This window comes from Streptomyces sp. NPDC006997 (genome assembly GCF_040635175.1).
Classification (GTDB): domain Bacteria; phylum Actinomycetota; class Actinomycetes; order Streptomycetales; family Streptomycetaceae; genus Streptomyces.
The window spans coordinates 33,947-53,077 of sequence record NZ_JBEYHH010000018.1 but is presented as its reverse complement, the minus strand read 5'-3'; the positions used below and the strand labels follow the sequence as shown (position 1 = coordinate 53,077).

General features: G+C 69.9%; 20 protein-coding genes and 1 pseudogene. 12 read left to right on the top strand and 9 right to left on the bottom strand.

Annotation, left to right across the window (positions count from 1 at the left end; translation table 11 throughout):
• The first annotated feature begins 6 nt into the window (after positions 1–6).
• From ABZ659_RS19425 to ABZ659_RS19415, 3 genes are all read left to right on the top strand, one after another.
• Positions 7–1,122: a hypothetical protein gene (locus ABZ659_RS19425; protein WP_360221153.1), complete on the top strand. Its 1,116-nt coding sequence runs from the start codon at positions 7–9 to the stop codon at positions 1,120–1,122.
• On the top strand, positions 1,119–1,475 hold the full coding sequence (locus tag ABZ659_RS19420) for an ASCH domain-containing protein (protein ID WP_360221150.1): 357 nt from the start codon (positions 1,119–1,121) through the stop codon (positions 1,473–1,475). The genes ABZ659_RS19425 and ABZ659_RS19420 overlap by 4 nt, the downstream gene beginning before the upstream one ends.
• 102 nt (positions 1,476–1,577) lie before the next feature.
• Positions 1,578–2,126 carry an NUDIX domain-containing protein gene (locus ABZ659_RS19415; protein WP_360221147.1) on the top strand — a complete coding sequence of 183 codons (549 nt, stop codon included), beginning with the start codon at positions 1,578–1,580 and terminating at the stop codon, positions 2,124–2,126.
• A 53-nt stretch (positions 2,127–2,179) separates the two neighbouring features.
• Here ABZ659_RS19415 and ABZ659_RS19410 read toward each other — a convergent pair whose 3' ends face one another.
• Positions 2,180–3,670, bottom strand: coding sequence for a SulP family inorganic anion transporter (locus ABZ659_RS19410; RefSeq protein WP_360221144.1), 1,491 nt, complete (start codon positions 3,668–3,670; stop codon positions 2,180–2,182).
• 449 nt (positions 3,671–4,119) lie between these two features.
• On the opposite strand from ABZ659_RS19410, the gene ABZ659_RS19405 reads away from it, so the two are divergent.
• Entirely contained in the window at positions 4,120–4,533 is a 414-nt protein-coding gene (locus ABZ659_RS19405) for a MerR family transcriptional regulator (protein ID WP_360221141.1), read from the top strand.
• Positions 4,534–4,767: 234 nt separating this feature from the next.
• Here the strand turns inward: ABZ659_RS19405 and ABZ659_RS19400 are convergent, their stop codons facing one another.
• The 3 genes and pseudogenes from ABZ659_RS19400 to ABZ659_RS19390 all read right to left on the bottom strand — a co-directional run bounded on the left by ABZ659_RS19400 (position 4,768) and on the right by ABZ659_RS19390 (position 6,613).
• Positions 4,768–5,739: a pirin family protein gene (locus tag ABZ659_RS19400; RefSeq protein ID WP_360221138.1), complete on the bottom strand. Its 972-nt coding sequence runs from the start codon at positions 5,737–5,739 to the stop codon at positions 4,768–4,770.
• A gap of 72 nt (positions 5,740–5,811) precedes the next feature.
• Positions 5,812–6,042 (bottom strand): annotated as a pseudogene (locus ABZ659_RS19395) (pirin family protein); the annotation flags it as partial.
• Between the two features lie 106 nt (positions 6,043–6,148).
• Positions 6,149–6,613, bottom strand: a complete 465-nt coding sequence (locus ABZ659_RS19390) for an SseB family protein (RefSeq protein WP_360221135.1) — start codon at positions 6,611–6,613, stop codon at positions 6,149–6,151.
• A 231-nt stretch (positions 6,614–6,844) separates the two neighbouring features.
• On the opposite strand from ABZ659_RS19390, the gene ABZ659_RS19385 reads away from it, so the two are divergent.
• The 3 genes from ABZ659_RS19385 to ABZ659_RS19375 all read left to right on the top strand — a co-directional run bounded on the left by ABZ659_RS19385 (position 6,845) and on the right by ABZ659_RS19375 (position 10,427).
• Positions 6,845–8,671, top strand: coding sequence for an acyl-CoA dehydrogenase (locus tag ABZ659_RS19385; RefSeq protein ID WP_360221132.1), 1,827 nt, complete (start codon positions 6,845–6,847; stop codon positions 8,669–8,671).
• 125 nt (positions 8,672–8,796) lie between these two features.
• Complete coding sequence (locus tag ABZ659_RS19380) at positions 8,797–10,095, top strand: M18 family aminopeptidase (protein ID WP_360221129.1); 1,299 nt, start codon at positions 8,797–8,799, stop codon at positions 10,093–10,095.
• A gap of 80 nt (positions 10,096–10,175) precedes the next feature.
• Positions 10,176–10,427 carry a DUF6458 family protein gene (locus tag ABZ659_RS19375; RefSeq protein WP_360221125.1) on the top strand — a complete coding sequence of 84 codons (252 nt, stop codon included), beginning with the start codon at positions 10,176–10,178 and terminating at the stop codon, positions 10,425–10,427.
• 112 nt (positions 10,428–10,539) lie between these two features.
• Here the strand turns inward: ABZ659_RS19375 and ABZ659_RS19370 are convergent, their stop codons facing one another.
• Complete coding sequence (locus ABZ659_RS19370) at positions 10,540–10,932, bottom strand: cupin domain-containing protein (protein WP_360221122.1); 393 nt, start codon at positions 10,930–10,932, stop codon at positions 10,540–10,542.
• A gap of 51 nt (positions 10,933–10,983) precedes the next feature.
• Here ABZ659_RS19370 and ABZ659_RS19365 point away from each other — a divergent pair, with 51 nt between their 5' ends.
• Positions 10,984–11,994, top strand: a complete 1,011-nt coding sequence (locus tag ABZ659_RS19365) for a helix-turn-helix domain-containing protein (RefSeq protein ID WP_360221119.1) — start codon at positions 10,984–10,986, stop codon at positions 11,992–11,994.
• Complete coding sequence (locus ABZ659_RS19360) at positions 11,991–12,485, top strand: LURP-one-related family protein (protein ID WP_360221116.1); 495 nt, start codon at positions 11,991–11,993, stop codon at positions 12,483–12,485. Before ABZ659_RS19365 ends, ABZ659_RS19360 begins: the two co-directional genes overlap by 4 nt.
• 4 nt (positions 12,486–12,489) lie before the next feature.
• Here the strand turns inward: ABZ659_RS19360 and ABZ659_RS19355 are convergent, their stop codons facing one another.
• The gene (locus tag ABZ659_RS19355) at positions 12,490–13,389 is read right to left on the bottom strand and encodes a D-alanyl-D-alanine carboxypeptidase (protein ID WP_360221113.1); all 900 of its coding nucleotides are present in this window, start codon (positions 13,387–13,389) and stop codon (positions 12,490–12,492) included.
• Positions 13,390–13,585: 196 nt separating this feature from the next.
• On the opposite strand from ABZ659_RS19355, the gene ABZ659_RS19350 reads away from it, so the two are divergent.
• Positions 13,586–14,239 (top strand): GntR family transcriptional regulator, encoded by a 654-nt coding sequence (locus ABZ659_RS19350; RefSeq protein WP_360221110.1) that lies wholly within the window; start codon positions 13,586–13,588, stop codon positions 14,237–14,239.
• A complete protein-coding gene (locus tag ABZ659_RS19345; RefSeq protein ID WP_360221107.1) occupies positions 14,236–15,546 on the top strand; it encodes an MFS transporter in 1,311 nt (436 codons plus the stop codon). The genes ABZ659_RS19350 and ABZ659_RS19345 overlap by 4 nt, the downstream gene beginning before the upstream one ends.
• A gap of 48 nt (positions 15,547–15,594) precedes the next feature.
• Here the strand turns inward: ABZ659_RS19345 and ABZ659_RS19340 are convergent, their stop codons facing one another.
• The gene (locus ABZ659_RS19340; protein WP_360221104.1) at positions 15,595–16,419 is read right to left on the bottom strand and encodes a maleylpyruvate isomerase family mycothiol-dependent enzyme; all 825 of its coding nucleotides are present in this window, start codon (positions 16,417–16,419) and stop codon (positions 15,595–15,597) included.
• A 193-nt stretch (positions 16,420–16,612) separates the two neighbouring features.
• Here ABZ659_RS19340 and ABZ659_RS19335 point away from each other — a divergent pair, with 193 nt between their 5' ends.
• On the top strand, positions 16,613–17,407 hold the full coding sequence (locus ABZ659_RS19335; protein ID WP_360221101.1) for a carbon-nitrogen family hydrolase: 795 nt from the start codon (positions 16,613–16,615) through the stop codon (positions 17,405–17,407).
• Positions 17,408–17,416: 9 nt separating this feature from the next.
• Here the strand turns inward: ABZ659_RS19335 and ABZ659_RS19330 are convergent, their stop codons facing one another.
• A complete protein-coding gene (locus ABZ659_RS19330) occupies positions 17,417–17,593 on the bottom strand; it encodes a DUF397 domain-containing protein (RefSeq protein ID WP_360221098.1) in 177 nt (58 codons plus the stop codon).
• A gap of 130 nt (positions 17,594–17,723) precedes the next feature.
• On the bottom strand, positions 17,724–19,127 hold the full coding sequence (locus tag ABZ659_RS19325; protein WP_360221095.1) for a dihydrolipoamide acetyltransferase family protein: 1,404 nt from the start codon (positions 19,125–19,127) through the stop codon (positions 17,724–17,726).
• Between the last annotated feature and the right edge of the window lie 4 nt (positions 19,128–19,131).

Genomic DNA, 19,131 nt, shown 5'->3' with positions numbered 1-19,131 from the left:
CATCCCGTGACGACCCGCCCCGTCTCACCGAACACCGTCCTGGCCAACGCCCTCCACCATGCCGAGGACGTCCTGACCCCACGCGTCCTGGCAACCCCACCCGAGCGGATCGTGCTGGTCGTCGGCACCCAGATCAACGGCGCCCCGCACATCGGCACCTCCCTCGTACAGTCCCTGGCCTTCGCCATGGCCGCCCGCCTGCGCGACCGCTTCGGCATCCCCACCGAGGTCCTGTTCAGCGCTCTCGACAACGCCCCCTACGAACTGACCACCGACCCGGTCAGCGGTCACCGCTACCAGCGCGCCTACGCCCAGGCCCTCGGCCACGAGGCCCTGACCGACCTCGTCAACGCCCTCTACCAACCCCTGTTCACCGCGCTCTCTCGGTGCCTGGGCATCCCTCACCGGATCGAGACCTACAGCCAGCAGCAGGCCGACGAGCACTTCCGCCGCACATGGCTCCGCCTCCTGCCCCGCCTCGACGCCGCACGCTGGTGGCTCGCCCCCTCCACCGGCACACCACACCTGCGCGTCCCCTGCCCGCACCCCGACTGCGGCTGGGCCGAGAAACACGCCGAACGCACCCGAGTCCACCTCACCGACCGCGAGACCGCGCAAGTCGCTGCCGCATGCCTCCACCACGGCCCCTACCAGGCAACCATCACCCCAACCGGAGGCGCCTACCTCGACCTGGCCACCCTGTACCGCAACGCGGTCAAGGAACTCTTCCTGTCCAACCCACACGGCACCCTGCACGTTATGGTCAAGGGCGGCGACTGGGTCTTCGGCTCCCACCTGGTCGACGAGGCCCTCCAGGCCGTCGGTCTCACCCGCGCCCAGCTCCCCGCCCGACTGTTCTGCCCGCAGGTCGTCACCGACACCGGCGCCAAGCTGTCCAAGTCGCTGATCCGCGAAGGCCGTGTGCCCTTGCCCGAAGGCGCAGCCGACTGGATGCTCGATGCCCGTCAGTGGCCCGGCACCATCGCGGAGTACGCCGAGCAACTGCTGGCCATGGCCGATACCTTGCTGTCCGATCCCCGCCATTTCTTCCGCTCGTACTCGGCCACCGAGATCGGCCGGATGATGTCCGAACCAGCCACCAGGAGCGTTCCCGTCCCATGACCGACAGCACCGCCCGCGTCCGCGAGCTCAACCTCTACCGCCAATACTTCGACCTCGTCGCCGCGGGCACCAAGACCATCGAGGTGCGGGTCAAATACCCGCACCTCGCCGACCTCTCTGCCGGCGACGTCATTCGCTTCAGCATCAAGGGCACCGACGAGACCTGTGAGGTCGAGGTCAAGCGGGTCACCGAGTACCCCGACTTCGAGGCACTGCTCGACGGCGAGGGACCGGCCAACGTCAACCCGACCGCCACCCGCGAACAACAGATCGCCAACATCCGCACCATCTACCCGCCAGAGAAGGAAGCCCTCGGCGCCCTCGCCATCGAGATCCAACGCGCTGCTGCATGATGCGACCTGAGCTTGAGGGCAGGGGGCCTGGGGCCCGTGGCCCGTTGTGCTCACGAAGCACTGGCCCCGTCTGTCCAAGGCGGCCGACGAAGGGACGTAACCGTGGCTCAGCCGCAGCCCGACGCCCAGCTCAAAGCCCTCCCGCCCGCCCCCGAATCCATGACCCTCCTAGTCGCCGCCGTCATCGTCCACGACATGGCGACCAGCCGCGTCGTCCTCCTCCAGCGCAGCCAGAACGCCAAGTTTGCCCAAGGCATGTGGGACCTCCCCGTCGGCAAGAGCGAACCCGGCGAGCCCATCACCGAAACCGCGGTCCGCGAGCTCCGCGAGGAGACGGGGCTCACGGTGAAGCCCGAGTCCCTCAAGGTCGCCCACATCATCCACGGCGCCTGGGGCGTCGAAGCTCCCAACGGCTTCCTCACGGTCGTCTTCGTCACGCACGAGTGGGATGGCGAGCCCGAGAACCGCGAACCGCGCAAGCACTCCCAGGTCCGCTGGGTCGACGCAGACGCCATCCCCGAGGAATTCGTGGAGACCACCGCCAGTGCCCTCCACCGCTACTTAAGCGGCGGGCTCCAGGTGTCGCTGGACGGATGGAAGTACAACCCCAGGATCGATGGAGCCATGACTGACGCAGTTGATCTTGAATAGCGGGGGACCCCGGTGGGTGGGCCGGGGTCCTGTCGAGTGGGTCGTGGGGCAGGTCAGTGACCGGCTGCGAGTTCGCCGCTGAGCTTGCCGTGCAGGTGAGCGCTCGGGGTGTTGAGGCCGGTGATCTCGACGGTCTTGCCGCGTTGGGCGTACTTGGTCTCGATCGCGTCGAGGGCGGCGACGGAGGAGGCATCCCAGATGTGCGCCGAGCTCAGGTCGATGATCACCTTGCTAGGGTCGGCGGCGTAGTCGAACTGGCCCACCAGGTCGTTGGACGAGGCGAAGAACAGCTCGCCGGTGACCCGGTAGACCACTGTCTTGCCGTCGGGGTCGACCACTGCGGTGACCTCGGCGAGGTGGGCGACACGCTTGGCGAAGATGACCATGGCGGTGAGGGAGCCGACCACCACGCCGATGGCGAGGTTGTGGGTGGCGACCACACAGGCGACGGTGATCACCATGACGGTGATCTCGCCGGCGGGCATCCGCCGGAGGGTCTTCGGGGCGATGGAGTGCCAGTCGAAGGTCGCGAACGACACCATGATCATGACGGCGACCAGGGCCGCCATGGGGATGTCGGAAACAACCGGGCCGAAGACGATGCACAGCACCATCAGGAACGCCCCGGCAAGGAAGGTCGAGACGCGGGTGCGGGCGCCGGAGACCTTCACGTTGATCATCGTCTGGCCGATCATGGCACAGCCGCCCATGCCGCCGAAGAAGCCGGTGACGATGTTGGCGATGCCCTGACCGATGGACTCGCGGGTCTTGTTGGAGTGGGTGTCGGTGATGTCGTCGACCAGCTTGGCCGTCATCAGCGACTCCATCAGGCCGACCAGCGCCATGGCAAACGCGTACGGGGCGATCGTCTTCAGCGTGTCCAGCGTGAACGGAACGTCCGGCAGGCCAGGCACGGGCAGGGAGGTCGGCAGTTCGCCCTTGTCGCCCACGGTCGGCACGGCGATGGCCGCGCCGACGGTGATCACAGTGAGGATGACGATGGAGACCAGCGGCGCCGGGATCACGGTGGTGATCCTCGGGAAGAACACCATGAGCGCCAGACCGCCGACGATCAGCGGGTAGACGGCCCACGGGACATTCCGCATCTCCGGGACCTGGGCCATGAAGATCAGGATGGCGAGCGCGTTGACGAAGCCGACCATCACCGAACGCGGGATGAACCGCATCAGTTTCGCCACCCCGAGCGCGCCGAGGATGACTTGGAAGACGCCCGCGAGGATGACCGCAGCCACGAGGTAGCCGAGACCGTGCTCACGGTTCAGCGGGGCGATCACGAGGGCGATGGCGCCGGTCGCGGCGGAGATCATCGCCCGTCGGCCGCCGACGACCGAGATGACGACGGCCATGGTGAAGGAAGCAAACAGACCGATCGCCGGGTCCACACCCGCGATGATCGAGAACGAGATGGCCTCGGGGATCAGCGCGAGGGCGACGACCAGGCCGGCCAGGACCTCGGTGCGCCAGACCTTCGGGTCGGAGATCCAGTCGGGCTTCAGGCCACGCAGGCGCGCGGCGGGGGACACAGCAGTGGCAACGGAAAACAAGGGAGACGGAACCTGTCGTGCTCGGGCACACCCCGTTCGGCAGGCCGGGGCGGGCGGGAGGACGCGGAGGGGCCGGGCCAGCACCCCGCGGGCGGCGCCGCGCGATGCGGAGCCGGAAGTTGAAGGAAGACGCGGCTGGGAATGACCGTCAGCGCGGCGAGGCTCACGTCCGGGGGCGAAGCGTCACGGCGGGCAGGCGGCGGCGCCGGGCGTCATGGGCTCGCGCACGCTTCTCTCCTGCAAGAATCAGATCTTCGCCGGAGGCACCATCGGCCCCGACACGGCAACAGCGAGGCAGCGAAACGCCGCCCTCACCACCAGCAACTCTACCCTAACGTTAGAGTAGATATCGGCGGCGCCCACCTGGGCCGACGGCGCCCACCTGGGCCGAGGCCGCTGACCAAGGAGAAGGGCCAGAGGATCACGGCGTGGACGGCAAGCACATGCAGATCGGCGAGGTCGCCGCACGGACCGAACTGTCCATGCGCACCATCCGCCACTACGAGGAGACCGGCCTCGTCGTCCCCTCCGCCCGCTCTCGGGGCGGCTTCCGCCTCTACACCGAGAACGACGTCGCCCGCCTCATGGTCATCCGCCGCATGAAGCCGCTCGGCTTCACCCTGGACCAGATGCGCGACCTGCTCGACGCCACTGATCGCCTCGACGCTGACGCCACTCTCGGTGCCGACGAGCGCGAGGCCCTCCTGGAACGCGTCCGCACCTACCAGCAGGAAGCCGCCGAGCAGGTCGAGAAGCTCCGTGTCCAGCTCTCCCGAGCCGAGGACTTCGAAGGCACCCTGCGCGCCCGCCTGGAACGGAACGCGCCCGCCGCCCGAGCCTGACGACGGCTCCCCAGGGATCAGCCCGCAGTCCGCACACAGTCCGCAGAACACCCGATCAAGACCGTCGCACGCCATCGCCAGCAATCGCCAAAAGGCCAGGCCAGCGCCCCACAGGAAAGATTCCCGCAGGTCACCGACCCGGCCCATTACTAGGAGACCAAGAAGGCGGCTTCGAGCGCGGACGAGCCTCACCCCTTTCCGGGTGGACTCGTCCACATGCGGCCGTAGTGATCCCTACAGTCCGCCCTCAGACATGCCGTGCACTGCCGGGATCGTTCCCAGCCGCCCCTTCTGGAAGTCCTCGAACGCCTGCTGCAGCTCGTCCTTGGTGTTCATGACGAACGGGCCGTAGTGCGCCATCGGCTCACGGATCGGCTGTCCGCCCAGCAGCACGACCTCCAGGTCCGGCGTGTTCGCGTCCTGCTTCTCGTCCGCGCGGACCGTCAGCGAGGAGCCCGCGCCGAAGACCGCGGTCTGCCCCAGATGGATCGGGCGGCGCTCCGCGCCGACCGCGCCCTTGCCCGCGAGGACGTACGCCAGGCCGTTGAAGTCCTCCCGCCACGGAAGAGTGAGCTCCGCGCCGGGCGCGAGGGTCGCGTGGACCATGGTGATCGGGGTGTGGGTGATGCCGGGCCCCGCGTGCCCGTCCAACTCGCCGGCGATGACGCGCAGCAGCGCGCCGCCGTCGGGGGTGGTGAGGAGCTGTACGTGCCCGCCCCGGATGTCCTGGTAGCGCGGCGCCATCATCTTGTCCTTGGCCGGCAGGTTCACCCACAGCTGCAGGCCGTGGAAGAGACCGCCGGACATGACGAGGGACTCCGGCGGCGCCTCGATGTGGAGCAGGCCCGAGCCGGCCGTCATCCACTGGGTGTCGCCGTTGGTGATGGTGCCGCCGCCGCCCTGACTGTCCTGGTGGTCGAAGATCCCGTCGATGATGTACGTGACGGTCTCGAAGCCGCGGTGCGGATGCCACGGGGTCCCTTTCGGCTCCCCAGGCTGATAGTCCACCTCACCCATCTGATCCATCATGATGAACGGGTCGAGGTGCCGATAGTTAATCCCCGCGAACGCCCGACGAACGGGGAAACCCTCACCTTCGAAGCCGCTGGGCGCGGTTGTCACGGTTAGCACGGGGCGAGCCACGGCATCCGCCGACGCGGCCACGCGCGGAAGGGTCAGGGGGTTCTCGACGGTTACAGCAGGCATGGGTCCGACTCTCCTCTGGGTGGAAGTTTCCGCAGGTCAGCGAGCATCCGTCGGGATACTCCCCCAACTGATAGAGCCCTTGGGCTCGCCCGGGGCGTACTCCACCTCGCCCATCTGATCCATCATGATGAACGGGTCGAGATAGCGGTAGTTGATCCCGGCGAACGCCCGGCGCACCGGGAAGCCCTCGCCCTCGAAGCCGCTCGGCGCGGTGGTGACGGCGAGCACGGGACGTGCCACGGCGTCTGCGGTGGCGTTCACGCGGGGCAGCGTCAGCGGGTTCTCGACGGTCACTGCGGGCATGTCGGTACCTCCTTGTGCGACCAGTTTAGTTGAGCATTGAACTTTCTGCCACCCCCAACAGAGAAAGCCCGGAGGGCATTCCCTCCGGGCTCGTGGGTCACGGCGGTCAGCCGTACATCCGGCGCATGGCGAAGTCGACCATCTCCTCCACCGCCTTGGCGTCGAACACCATCCGGTGCTCGCCCTCCATGTCGAGGACGAAGCCGTAGCCGGTCGGCAGCAGGTCGATCACCTCGGCGCCGGTGATCACGAAGTACTTGGACTCCTTGCCCGCGTACCGGCGCAGCTCCTTCAGCGAGGTGAACATGGGGATCACCGGCTGCTGAGTGTTGTGCAGGGCGAGGAAGCCGGGGTTGTCACCGCGCGGGCAGTACACCTTGGAGGTGGCGAAGACCTGCTGGAAGTCCTCGGCGATCATCTGGCCGGTGGTGAACGCCCGCACCGCGTCCGCGAGCGAGGGCGGCGACGGCTCGGGGTACAGCGGCGGCTGCTGCCCGTAGCCACCGTTCATCGGCTGCTGCGGAGGGGCGTACTGCTGCTGGGGGCCCACGTTCTGGTCGTAGCCGTACATGGGCGCAAGAGTACCGAGCGCGGCGGCCCGACCGGCGGGGTCACCCGGAGAAACCCCTCTGGCGCGCACGGCACCTGTGACACGGTGGTTCCGGTGTGACCTGTCACAGATGACGGGAACGGGGTTGCTTCTTATTACCGACGGGTAGCATCATGCGTAGCTACTTGTTGGTACGTGAACTAGGAGCGAGGAGTCAGTGCCTCGCCGACTCTCTAAACGGAGCCAGACACCATGGGGCACTACAAGTCGAATCTCCGCGACATCGAGTTCAACCTCTTCGAAGTACTCGGGCGCGACAAGCTGTACGGCACCGGCCCGTTCGAGGAGATGGACGTCGACACCGCCAGGAGCGTCCTTGAAGAGCTGACCAGGCTCGCGGAGAACGAGCTGGCCGAGTCCTTCACGGACGCCGACCGCAACCCGCCCGTCTTCGACCCGGAGACCAACACCGCTCCGGTCCCGGAGTCCTTCAAGAAGAGCTACCAGGCCTTCATGGACTCCGAGTACTGGCGGCTCGGCCTGCCCGAGGCCATCGGCGGTACGACGGCTCCCCCGTCGCTGATCTGGTCGTACGCGGAGCTGATCCTCGGCGCCAACCCGGCCGTGTGGATGTACTCCTCCGGTCCGGCCTTCGCCGGGATCCTCTACGACGAGGGCAACGACGTCCAGAAGAAGATCGCCGAGATCGCCGTCGAGAAGCAGTGGGGCTCGACGATGGTGCTCACCGAGCCGGACGCCGGCTCCGACGTGGGCGCGGGGCGCACCAAGGCGGTCCAGCAGGAGGACGGCTCCTGGCACATCGAGGGCGTGAAGCGGTTCATCACCTCGGGTGAGCACGACATGTCGGAGAACATCCTCCACTACGTGCTGGCCCGTCCCGAGGGCGCCGGTCCCGGCACCAAGGGCCTGTCCCTCTTCATGGTCCCCAAGCACCTGTTCGACTTCGAGACCGGCGAGCTGGGCGAGCGCAACGGCGTCTACGCGACCAACGTCGAGCACAAGATGGGCCTGAAGGCGTCCAACACCTGCGAGATGACGTTCGGTGACCGCCACCCGGCCAAGGGCTGGCTGATCGGCGACAAGCACGACGGCATCCGCCAGATGTTCCGCATCATCGAGTTCGCGCGGATGATGGTCGGCACGAAGGCGATCTCCACGCTCTCCACCGGCTACCTGAACGCGCTGGAGTACGCCAGGGAGCGCGTCCAGGGCCCCGACCTGGCCAACTTCATGGACAAGGCCGCGCCCAAGGTCACCATCACCCACCACCCCGACGTGCGCCGCTCGCTGCTGACGCAGAAGGCGTACGCGGAGGGGATGCGCGCCCTCGTCCTCTACACCGCCTCGGTCCAGGACGCGATCGCGGTGAAGGAGGCGGCGGGCGAGGACGCCAAGGCCGAGCACGCGCTGAACGACCTGCTCCTGCCGATCGTCAAGGGCTACGGCTCCGAGAAGGGCTACGAGCAGCTCGCGCAGTCGCTCCAGACCTTCGGCGGCTCCGGGTTCCTCCAGGAGTACCCGATCGAGCAGTACATCCGGGACTCCAAGATCGACACCCTCTACGAGGGCACCACGGCCATCCAGGGCCAGGACTACTTCTTCCGGAAGATCGTCCGCAACCAGGGCGCCGCGCTGAACACCCTCGCCGAGGACATCAAGAAGTTCCTCGCCCTCGGCACCGGCGGCGAGGAGCTGTCGGGCGCCCGCGAGCACCTGGCCAAGGCCGCTGTGGAGCTGGAGGCGATCGTCGGCCTGATGCTGACCGACCTCGCCGCCACCGAGCAGGACGTCAAGAACATCTACAAGGTGGGCCTGAACACCACCCGCCTGCTGATGGCCTCCGGTGACGTCGTCGTCGGCTACCTGCTGCTCAAGGGCGCCGCGATCGCCGCCGAGAAGCTCCAGTCGGCCTCCGCCAAGGACAAGGCGTTCTACACCGGCAAGATCGCCGCGGCGAAGTTCTTCGCGGCCACCGTGCTGCCGGGCGTCACCCTGGCCCGCAAGGTGGCCGAGGGCGTCGACCTCGACGTGATGGAGCTGGCCGAGGACGCGTTCTAGCCCACCCGCCGCGCGTGCCGAGCGGGCCGTGTCCGGACACCCCGTCCGGTTACGGCCCGCTTCGTGCACCCGGGTGCCCCCGCAGCCCGTGAGGGGACCGTTCCCACGTCGTTAAGGTGAACTCCATGAGCGAACCCTCCCGCTTCGACCGCGGCCACACCGACGACCTCATGTCCTTCCTGGCGGCCAGCCCGTCGCCGTACCACGCTGTGGCGAACACCGCCGAACGCCTGGAGAAGGCGGGCTTCAGGCAGGTCGCCGAGACGGACGCCTGGGACGGGACCAGCGGCGGCAAGTACGTGCTGCGCGGGGGCGCCATCGTGGCCTGGTACGTCCCCGAGGGGGCCGCGCCGCACACGCCGTTCCGGATCGTCGGCGCGCACACCGACTCCCCCAACCTCCGGGTCAAGCCGCTGCCGGACGCCGGGGCGCACGGCTGGCGGCAGGTCGCCGTGGAGATCTACGGCGGCCCGCTGCTGAACTCCTGGCTCGACCGCGACCTCGGTCTCGCCGGGCGGCTCAGCCTGCGCGACGGCTCCACCCGGCTGGTCAACGTGGACCGGCCGCTGCTGCGGGTGCCGCAGCTCGCCATCCACCTGGACCGCGCGGTCTCCTCCGAGGGCCTCAAGCTCGACAAGCAGCGCCACCTCCAGCCGGTCTGGGGGCTCGGCGACGACGTCCGCGACGGCGACCTGATCGCCTTCCTGGAGGCGGAGTCGGGGCTCACGGCGGGCGAGGTGACCGGCTGGGACCTGATGGTGCACTCCGTGGAGCCGCCCGCCCACCTGGGCCGCGACCGGGAGCTGGTGGCCGGGCCCCGGATGGACAACCTGCTCTCGGTGCACGCCGGCACGGCGGCCCTGACGGCGGTCGCGACGGCCGACGCGCCCCTGCCGTACATCCCCGTCCTCGCCGCCTTCGACCACGAGGAGAACGGCTCGCAGTCCGACACCGGCGCCGACGGGCCGCTGCTCGGCGGGGTCCTGGAGCGTTCGGTGTTCGCCCGCGGCGGTACGTACGAGGACCGGGCCCGGGCCTTCGCCGGCACCGTCTGCCTGTCCTCCGACACCGGTCACGCCGTGCACCCCAACTACGCCGAGCGGCACGACCCGACGCACCACCCGCGCGTCAACGGCGGCCCGATCCTGAAGGTGAACGTCAACAACCGCTACGCCACCGACGGTTCGGGGCGCGCGGTGTGGGTGGCGGCCTGCGAGAAGGCGGGCGTGCCGTTCCAGTCGTTCGTCTCCAACAACTCCATGCCCTGCGGCACCACGATCGGCCCCATCACCGCCGCCCGGCACGGCATCAGGACCGTCGACATCGGGGTGGCGATCCTGTCCATGCACAGCGCACGGGAGTTGTGCGGCGCGGACGACCCGCACCTGCTGGCGAACGCGCTGGTGGCGTTCCTGCAAGGCTGAGGACTGCCCCCCGGGGGTCCGGGTACCCGGCTCCGACCGGAAGCACGGAAGTACCGGACCGGGCAGGGAGGCGACAACTCATGGGCCTCGGCGGGTGCATCATCCTCATCGCCGCGGGAGCCATCCTCACGTTCGCGACCGACTGGGACATGGAGGGAGTCAATCTCGACCTGGTCGGGATCATCCTCATGATCGTCGGGCTGATCGGCGTCACGACGTTCAGCAGCATCGCGAGGCGCAGGCGCGTGGTGGTACCCCCCGCGACGACGGTCATCGACGAGGAACGGCACCCCTCACGGCGGGACGGCTACAACGACGGGTACGGGGTGTGAGCGGCGAGTCGGTGTGAGGCACCGTCAGCCGTCCGGACCGGCCGGGGCCAGCGCACGCTGGGCCCGGCCGGAGTCCGTCAGCCGGGCGGGGACGCCCCGGTTCCGCCGCTCGTCAGGCCAGCCGGTGGCCGGTCGTCGCGTCCACGTGGTCCGGTACGTCGTCGTGGCGGTCGCCCACGGTGAGCGTGCCGGTCGGCTCCAGGAGCAGGATCTGGGTGGGGACGGGCGCGTACGGCTTGTGCTCGGTCCCGCGCGGGACGGTGAACACGGCGTCCTTCCGCAGGACGACCGTGCGCTCCCCGTCCGCCTCGCGCAGGGCGATGTGCAGCTCCCCCTCAAGGACGAGGAAGAACTCGTCGGTGTGGTCGTGCACGTGCCAGACGTGCTCGCCCTCGACCTTGGCGACGCGGACGTCGTAGTCGTTGACGGCGGTGACGATGCGAGGGCTCCACTGCTCGGAGAAGGAGGCCAGCGCGGTGGGGAGGTGGATGGGTTCCTGTGCCATGCGTCCATCGTGGGGTGGGACGGACCGCCGCACGAGTGCTAGAAATCGCGTATGCCGCAAGATTCCTCTCACACCGTGTCCAGGGCACCGCACCGGGTCGCCGTGATCGTGGACGACGGCACCAACCCGTTCGAGGTCGGTGTCGCCACGGAGCTGTTCGGGCTGCCCCGGCCGGAGCTGGGGCTGCCGGGTCCGCTGTACGAGGTGACGCTGTGCACGCCCACGCGGGAGGTGCGGATGAACCACGGCTTCTTCTCGATGGCCGGGGTGCCCGGCCTGGACGCGGTGGACGACGCCGACACCCTGGTGGTGCCGGGCCGCCCCGACAACGTCGTCCCGCGCGGGGCGGACGTCCTGGGCGCCATCCGGCGCGCCCACGCGCGCGGGGCACGCGTCCTGAGCTTCTGCACGGGCACCTTCGCGCTCGCGGAGGCCGGGCTGCTCGACGGGCGCCGGGCCACCACCCACTGGATGTGGGTCGACTCCTTCCGTGAGCTGCACCCGCGCGTGCGCCTCGAACCCGACGTCCTCTTCGTGGACGAGGGTGACATCCTCACCGCCGCCGGGAGCGCCGCCGCGCTCGACCTCGGGCTGTACGTCATCCGGCGCGACCACGGCGCCGAGGTCGCCAACGCCGTCTCCCGGCGGCTGGTCTTCGCCGCACACCGGGACGGCGGGCAGCGGCAGTTCGTGGAGCGCCCGCTTCCCGACGTACCCGACGAGTCGCTGGCCCCGCTGCTGGCGTGGGCGCGCGAGCGGCTGGGAGACCCCCTGACGGTGACGGACCTCGCGGACCGCGCGGCGCTCTCCCCGGCCACCCTGCACCGGCGGTTCCGCGCCCAGCTCGGCACGACCCCGCTGGCGTGGCTGACCGGCGAGCGGGTGGCGCTGGCCTGCCGCCTGATCGAACGGGGGGAGGAGCGCCTCGACGTGGTGGCCGCCCGCAGCGGTCTGGGCACCGCGGCCAACCTGCGCGCCCGGCTGCGGCGGGAGACCGGACTCAGCCCGTCGGCCTACCGGCGGCGTTTCGGACCGGCCGCCGGGGAACCGGTGGTCCCATGAGATACCTCGTACGCGACCGGCTGATCGGCTTCGGCGACGACTACTGGATCGAGGACCAGCAGGGCGACAAGGCGTTCCTCGTCGACGGCAAGGCGATGCGGCTGCGGGACACCTTCGAGCTGAAGGACACCGAGGGCCGGGTGCTGATCGACATCCGCCAGAAGCTGCTGTCCCTGCGGGACACCATGCTCATCGAACGCGACGGCGAGCCGCTGGCCACCATCCGCCGCAAACGCCTCTCACTCCTGCGCAACCACTACCGGGTGACCCTCGTCGAGGGCACCGAGCTGGACGTCAGCGGCAAGCTCCTGGACCGCGAGTTCGCCATCGAGTACGACGACGAGCTCCTCGCGGTCGTCTCCCGCCGCTGGTTCCACCTCCGCGACACCTACGGGGTCGACATCGTCCGGGACGACGCCGACCCCGCCCTGCTCATCGCGGTGGCGGTCTGCGCGATCCATCTGGCGGAGAAGGAGCACGAGAACGCCTGACGGCTCAGCCCAGCCGGGCGAACCCGTAGTTGAGGATCCTCTTCGCGTCCGTCTCGCGCTGGCTGGCGGACGGCGCGGTGAGGACCGTGCCGATGACCGTCTTGCCGTTGCGGGTGGCGGCGAAGACCAGGCAGTACTTGGCCTGGCTGCCGGAGCCGGTCTTCACACCGGTGGCGCCCGAGTAGTTGCCGAGCAGCGTGTTGGTGTTGGACCAGGTGTAGTACCGGTAGCCGCCGCTGGCGGTGGTGACCTTCTGCTTGGTCGACTTGGTCTTGACGATCGTACGGAAGTTCGGGCTCGTCATCGCGCTGCGGGCCAGCTTGGTCAGGTCGCGCGGCGTGGAGTAGTTCGAGCCGTTGCTGATGCCGTCGAACGAGTCGAAGTGCGTGTTCGTCATGCCGAGCTGGCCGGCCTTGCGGTTCATCTTGCCGATGAACGACTTCACGCGCGCCGCCCGGGTCGTCCCCGAGCCGAACTTGTCCGCGAGGGCGTACGCCGCGTCGCAGCCGGACGGCAGCATGAGGCCGTACAGCAACTGGCGGACGGTGACCTTGTCGCCGACGATCAGCCGCGCGGAGGAGGCGTTCTTCGAGACGATGTAGTCGCTGTACGCCTTCTTGATGGTGACCTTGGCGTCGAGGTTGAGGTTCGCCTGGGTCAGGACGACCTTGGCGGTCATGATCTTCGTGGTGGAACCGGTGGCGCGCTTGGTGTCCGCGGACTTGGTGTAGAGCGTGGTGCCGGTGGAGCCGTTCATCGCGTAGCCGCCGAGGGCCGAGATGGTGGGCTTGGTGAGCGCCTGGGCGGGCGTCGCGGTGACGGCCCCGGCCGCGAGCACGGCGCCGGTGGTCATGGCGACCGCGGCGGCCCGACGAAGACGGACGCCCTGAATGCCGGTTATCAAGTCGAATACCCCGATTGCTGGAATGCCCCTGCGGTGCGGCCGAGGTGGGGCGACAGGGTTGGGCCGCACGTATATGACACGCAGGCACCGGGGAAGGTTGTGCGGCGGCTGCCGGAATTCCCGTCGTCGTCCTCGGCGGGGGTCCGCATACTGGACCCGCGCCCTCATGCGTACGTGATGTATCTATCCTGTCGGCATGACCTTGGCCGCCGTGAAGCAACCGCCCGCCGCAGACCGCGTCTACACGCACGTCAAGGAAGGCGTACTGGAGCGTCGCTACGAGGGCGGCACGCTGCTCACCGAGGGCGAGCTGGCCGAGGCCGTCGGCGTCTCCCGCACCCCGGTGCGCGAGGCGCTGCTGCGGCTGGAGGTCGAGGGTCTGATCAGGCTCTACCCCAAGAAGGGCGCCCTGGTCCTGCCGGTCTCCGCGCAGGAGATCAAGGACGTCGTGGAGACCCGGCTGCTGGTCGAGGAGCACGCCGCGCGCAAGGCCGTACCGGCCCCGCCGGGTCTGCTGGAGCGACTCGCGGAGCTGCTGGAGAGGCAGAAGCGGCAGGCCGCCGCCGGTGACCTCGCCGCCGCCGCCGTCACCGACCGCTGCTTCCACGCCGAGATCGTCCGCAGCGGTGGCAACGAGATCCTCTCCCGCCTCTACGACCAGTTGCGCGACCGCCAGCTGCGGATGGGCGTCGCCGTCATGCACTCGCACCCCGACCGGATCGCCAAGACGCTCTCCGAGCACGGGGAGATCCTCGACGCGCTGCGCTCCGGGGACGCCGAGGCGGCCGTCGCACTCGTCCACCGGCACATCGGCTGGTTCTCGCACCTGGCGCGGGGTGAGGTCCGATGAGCCGGACCTCCGTGCTGCCCGGTGACCCGCCCGGCGGCCGACGCGCCGTCGCCGTCTGGTCCATCGGCGTCTCGGTCTACTTCGTCGCCGTCATCTTCCGTACGTCCCTGGGGGTCGCGGGTCTCGACGCCGCCGACCGCTTCGGCGTCAACGCCTCCGCGCTGTCCACCTTCTCCATCCTCCAGCTGCTGGTCTACGCGGGGATGCAGATACCCGTCGGCCTGCTGGTCGACCGGCTCGGCACCAAGCGGGTGCTGACCATCGGGGTGGTGCTGTTCACGGCCGGCCAGCTGGGCTTCGCGCTGTCCCCCTCGTACGGCATGGCGCTGGCCTCGCGGGCGCTGCTGGGCTGCGGCGACGCGATGACGTTCATCAGCGTGCTGCGGCTCGGCACCCGCTGGTTCCCGGCCCGGCGCGGGCCGCAGATCGCGCAGCTCGCGGGGCTCGCCGGGATGGCGGGGAACCTGGTCTCCACGCTGCTGCTGGCCCGGCTGCTGCACGGCGTCGGCTGGACCGCGGCGTTCGGCGGCAGCGCGCTCGCCGGTGTCGTGGTCCTGGTGCTGTTGCTGCTCTTCCTGCGGGACCACCCCGAGGGCCATGAACCGGAGCCGTTCCCGCACCGGGGCGCGGCCTACGTACGGCGCCAGATCGCCGCCTCCTGGCGGGAACCGGGCACCCGTCTCGGCCTGTGGGTGCACTTCACCACCCAGTTCCCGGCGATGGTGTTCCTGCTGCTGTGGGGGCTGCCGTTCCTGGTCGAGGCACAGGGCCTGTCCCGCGCCACCGCCGGTGAACTGCTCACCCTGGTGGTGCTGTCCAACATGGTCGTCGGCCTGGTCTACGGCCAACTCGTCGCCCGCCACCAGGGCGCGCGGCTGCCGCTCGCGCTGGGCACCGTCGCCACCACGGCGGTGGTGTGGGCGTCGGCCCTCTTCGGCCCGGCGCTCACCGGGGCGGACCGGGCGCCGATGTGGCTGCTGGTCGTGCTCTGCGCGGTGCTGGGGGCGTGCGGGCCGGCCTCCATGCTCGGCTTCGACTTCGCCCGCCCCGCGAACCCGCCGGAGCGCCAGGGCACGGCGTCCGGCATCACCAACATGGGCGGTTTCACGGCGTCGATGACGACCCTGTTCGCGGTGGGCGTGCTGCTGGACGCGACCGGCGACGACTACACCGTCGCCTTCTCCTCCGTCTTCGTCCTCCAGGCCCTCGGCGTCGTCCAGATCCTCCGGCTCCGCGGCCGAGCCGCCCGCCGCGAGCGGGAACGGCTGGTGGCGAGCCGGGTGGAGACGGTGCACGTACCCGCGTGAGACCCGGGGCCCAGGGGCCGGGCGGCCCCGGGCCTGCCCCGCGTCCGGCTACGGCGTGACCGCGAAGTTCCGCAGGATGGCCGAGGTCAGCTCCGGGTCGCCCTCCGCCTTGACCCGGTCCTTCACGGCCTCCAGGGTGACCCGCCCGCAGGCCAGCCGGACGTACGTCTCCCAGTCGAGGCTGAGGGTGGCGGCCGGTCCGAGCGCCGGGGTGGCCTCCACCGTGCCCCGCCCCTGGATGTCCACCCGGACCGTCCGCAGGAACTCCACCGGCCCGTGCACGTCGAAGACGATGGCCGAGCTGCGGGGCGCGTCCGCGCGTCCGGCGACGACCTCGGGGAGCAGGTCGAGCAGGACGTCCCGGGCTATGTAGGCGCCGGGCGAGTCGAGGTTGCCGGGGCGGCCGAGGGCGGCGCGCAGGTCCTGTTCGTGCACCCACACGTTGAAGGCGTGGCCCCGCATGGCCTCTTCGAGGGTCAGCTCGGCACCGAGCGGGCCGCGCACCTTGCCGCCGGGGTCGCGGGACTCGTTGCGCAGCTGGCGGTTGCGGCGGATGACCGTGTACTCCAGCTCGGAGGTCATCTCGGGCGCGGTGTGGTGGCGCCGGACGTCCACCTGCATCTCCATGTAACGCTGGTGGTCGTTCGTCACATGGAACAGGTCGCGCGGGAGGGTGTGGATGGGACGCGGGTCGCCGAGCATCTCGCAGTCGAGGCCGATGACATGGGAGACCACGTCGCGCACGGACCAGCCGGGGCACGGCGTCCGCCGGTTCCAGTCGGCCTCCACGAGGGGTGTCACCAGCTCGGATATCGCTTCGATGGAGTGGGTCCAGGCGTCGGCGTAGGGCTGGAGAGTGGGATGCAGACTCACGGGAACGGGACCCCTCGGCGGTCGGTACACGGGCGGTTGGTGGCGGCGTTGCCAGCGGGAGACGGTGGCTGTCGGCGGCTGTCAGCGGGTGTCGTGGAACGCTAAGTTACGCTGCTGAGCGGCACCCCGGCAGTGCTTTCGTGTGACGATCGTAGGCCCGTATGAACGGCTCGAATGCCAGGACGGTGGTAGTGTGCGCGCCTCTCTTCTCCAAATCGTCGTAGACGACACTGAATCGGTCGATTCACGTCGGCAACGCGTCGCCTCCCTGGTACGGGAGCAGGCCGGTGCCGACCTGGTCGTGCTGCCGGAGCTGTGGACCACCGGGGCGTTCGCCTACCGGGACTTCGCGACCGAGGCCGAGCCGCTGGAAGGCCCGACGTACGAGGCGATGGCCAAGGCGGCGAGCGACGCGGGCGTCTGGCTGCACGCGGGCTCCATCCCGGAACGGGACCCTGACGGGCCGCTCTACAACACCTCCCTCCTCTTCTCCCCTGCCGGTGAACTGGCCGCCACCTACCGCAAGATCCACCGCTTCGGCTTCGACCAGGGCGAGGCCGTGCTGATGGGGGCGGGGCGGGAGCTGGTGACGGCGCGTCTACTGGACGCGACCGTGGGTCTGGCCACCTGCTACGACCTCCGTTTCCCCGAACTCTTCCGCGGACTCGTCGACGCGGGCGCGGACGTCCTCGTCATCCCGGCCGGGTGGCCGGAGCGCCGACGTGAGCACTGGACACTCCTGGCTCGGGCGCGGGCGGTGGAGAACCAGTCGTTCGTACTCGCTTGTGGAACGGCTGGCACCCACGCCGGGGTTCCGCAGGCGGGTCACTCGATCGTGGTAGATCCCTGGGGAGCCGTCCTCGCGGAGGCGGGCCCCGGCGGGGAGACGCTCACGGTCTCGATCGACGTGGGGAAGGTCGCGGCCACCCGGGAGCAGTTCCCGGCACTCAAGGACCGGGTCCTGGGGCTGCCCGCACCACGCCGGTGACGGACGACGTCATACACCCCGCGCGAACGCCACCCAGGCGTCCCGCCCGACCCGCAGCACCACCCCACCGGCCCGCTTGGAGTCCCGCACGGCGACGACGCCGGGTATGTTGCGGGCGACTTCGACGCACTGTTGCCCGGCGTCACCGCCGCTGTAGCTGGACTTGGTGAACTGGAACCCGGTCATCTGGCCTACAACGGCTTCGATCAGGGAGCGAGCCGCGTCCGAAGGCCTCAAGCGGCTCCGACCTCTGAGCCTGGCAGGACGGGACGGCCCCTGACCCCGGCGTTCCCGGGATCAGGGGCCGTCCCGGGTGTCACGCCCAGGTGAGCAGCCGCTTCGGCTGTTCCAGGATCGCGGCGATGTCCGCCAGGACCCTGGAGCCCAGTTCGCCGTCGACCAGGCGGTGGTCGAAGCTCAGGGCCAGGGTGGTGACCTGGCGGGGCTTGACCTTGCCCTTGTGGACCCACGGCTGGAGCTTGATCGCGCCGACCGCGAGGATCGCCGACTCGCCGGGGTTCAGGATCGGCGTGCCGGTGTCGACGCCGAAGACGCCGACGTTGGTGATCGTGACCGTGCCGCCCTGCATCGCGGCGGGGGAGGTCTTGCCCTCGCGGGCGGTCGACACCAGCTCGCCCAGCGACTCCGCCAGCTGCGGCAGCGTCTTGGCCTGCGCGTCCTTGATGTTGGGCACGAGCAGCCCGCGCGGGGTGGCCGCGGCGATGCCCAGGTTGACGTAGTGCTTGACCACGATCTCCTGGTTGGCCTCGTCCCAGGCGGCGTTGATGTCGGGGTTGCGTCTGATGGCGACCAGGAGGGCCTTGGCGATCAGGAGGAGGGGGTTCACCCGCAGGCCGGTGAACTCCTTGTCCTGCTTCAGCTCCTCGACCAGCTTCATCGTGCGCGTCACGTCGACCGTCACGAACTCGGTGACGTGCGGTGCCGTGAAGGCCGAGCCGACCATCGCCGCCGCGGTCGCCTTACGGACGCCCTTGACCGGGGTACGGGTCTCCCGCGCCGTGTCGTACGTCGGTACGGGCACGGGCGCCGCCACCGGGGCCGCCACCGGCTCCGGGGCCTGCTGCGGGGCCGCCGCCGCGTGGACGTCCTCGCGGGTGATGACGCCGTCGGGGCCGGTCGGGGTGACCGTCGTCAGGTCGACGCCCAGGTCCTTGGCCAGCTTGCGCACCGGCGGCTTCGCCAGCGGGCGCTCCGCCGTGCGGGCGGCGGGGGCAGCGGGCGCCGCCGGTGCCGCGCCGTGGCCGTTCAGCTCGGACTGGATCGCCGCCGACGCCTGCTCCACCTGGACCTCGGGGCCCTTGCGGGGACGGCGCTTGGTGGACGTCGTCGCCACTCCGTAGCCCACGAGGACCGGCTGACGGCCCTCCGGCTTGGGCTCCTCGGCCGCTGGCTGCGCCTCCGGCCGGGCGGGCGCGGCCTCTGGCGCCGGGGCGGCGCCGCCGCTCACGTCCACCGCGATGATGGACGTGCCCACGTCGACCGTGGTGCCCTCGGGGAAGTGCAGCGCGCGGACCACGCCGTCGTACGGGATGGGCAGCTCCACGGCCGCCTTCGCCGTCTCGACCTCGCAGACCACCTGTCCGTCGGTGACCTTGTCACCGGGCTGGACGTACCACTTGAGGATCTCGGCCTCGGTGAGCCCCTCGCCCACGTCGGGCATCTTGAACTCGCGCACGGACGCCTCTGTCATCGTCGTCATGCCC

Excerpts from the sequence above, each read along its gene's own strand:
- ABZ659_RS19380 (WP_360221129.1), top strand. The coding sequence starts at position 8,797 with ATGAGCGAACCCTCCCGCTTCGACCGCGGCCACACCGACGACCTCATG.
- ABZ659_RS19325 (WP_360221095.1), bottom strand. The coding sequence starts at position 19,127 with ATGACGACGATGACAGAGGCGTCCGTGCGCGAGTTCAAGATGCCCGAC.
- ABZ659_RS19390 (WP_360221135.1), bottom strand. The coding sequence starts at position 6,613 with ATGTACGGCTACGACCAGAACGTGGGCCCCCAGCAGCAGTACGCCCCT.
- ABZ659_RS19365 (WP_360221119.1), top strand. The coding sequence starts at position 10,984 with ATGCCGCAAGATTCCTCTCACACCGTGTCCAGGGCACCGCACCGGGTC.
- ABZ659_RS19350 (WP_360221110.1), top strand. The coding sequence starts at position 13,586 with ATGACCTTGGCCGCCGTGAAGCAACCGCCCGCCGCAGACCGCGTCTAC.
- ABZ659_RS19400 (WP_360221138.1), bottom strand. The coding sequence starts at position 5,739 with ATGCCTGCTGTAACCGTCGAGAACCCCCTGACCCTTCCGCGCGTGGCC.
- ABZ659_RS19385 (WP_360221132.1), top strand. The coding sequence starts at position 6,845 with ATGGGGCACTACAAGTCGAATCTCCGCGACATCGAGTTCAACCTCTTC.
- ABZ659_RS19375 (WP_360221125.1), top strand. The coding sequence starts at position 10,176 with ATGGGCCTCGGCGGGTGCATCATCCTCATCGCCGCGGGAGCCATCCTC.
- ABZ659_RS19420 (WP_360221150.1), top strand. The coding sequence starts at position 1,119 with ATGACCGACAGCACCGCCCGCGTCCGCGAGCTCAACCTCTACCGCCAA.
- ABZ659_RS19370 (WP_360221122.1), bottom strand. The coding sequence starts at position 10,932 with ATGGCACAGGAACCCATCCACCTCCCCACCGCGCTGGCCTCCTTCTCC.
- ABZ659_RS19345 (WP_360221107.1), top strand. The coding sequence starts at position 14,236 with ATGAGCCGGACCTCCGTGCTGCCCGGTGACCCGCCCGGCGGCCGACGC.
- ABZ659_RS19330 (WP_360221098.1), bottom strand. The coding sequence starts at position 17,593 with ATGACCGGGTTCCAGTTCACCAAGTCCAGCTACAGCGGCGGTGACGCC.
- ABZ659_RS19360 (WP_360221116.1), top strand. The coding sequence starts at position 11,991 with ATGAGATACCTCGTACGCGACCGGCTGATCGGCTTCGGCGACGACTAC.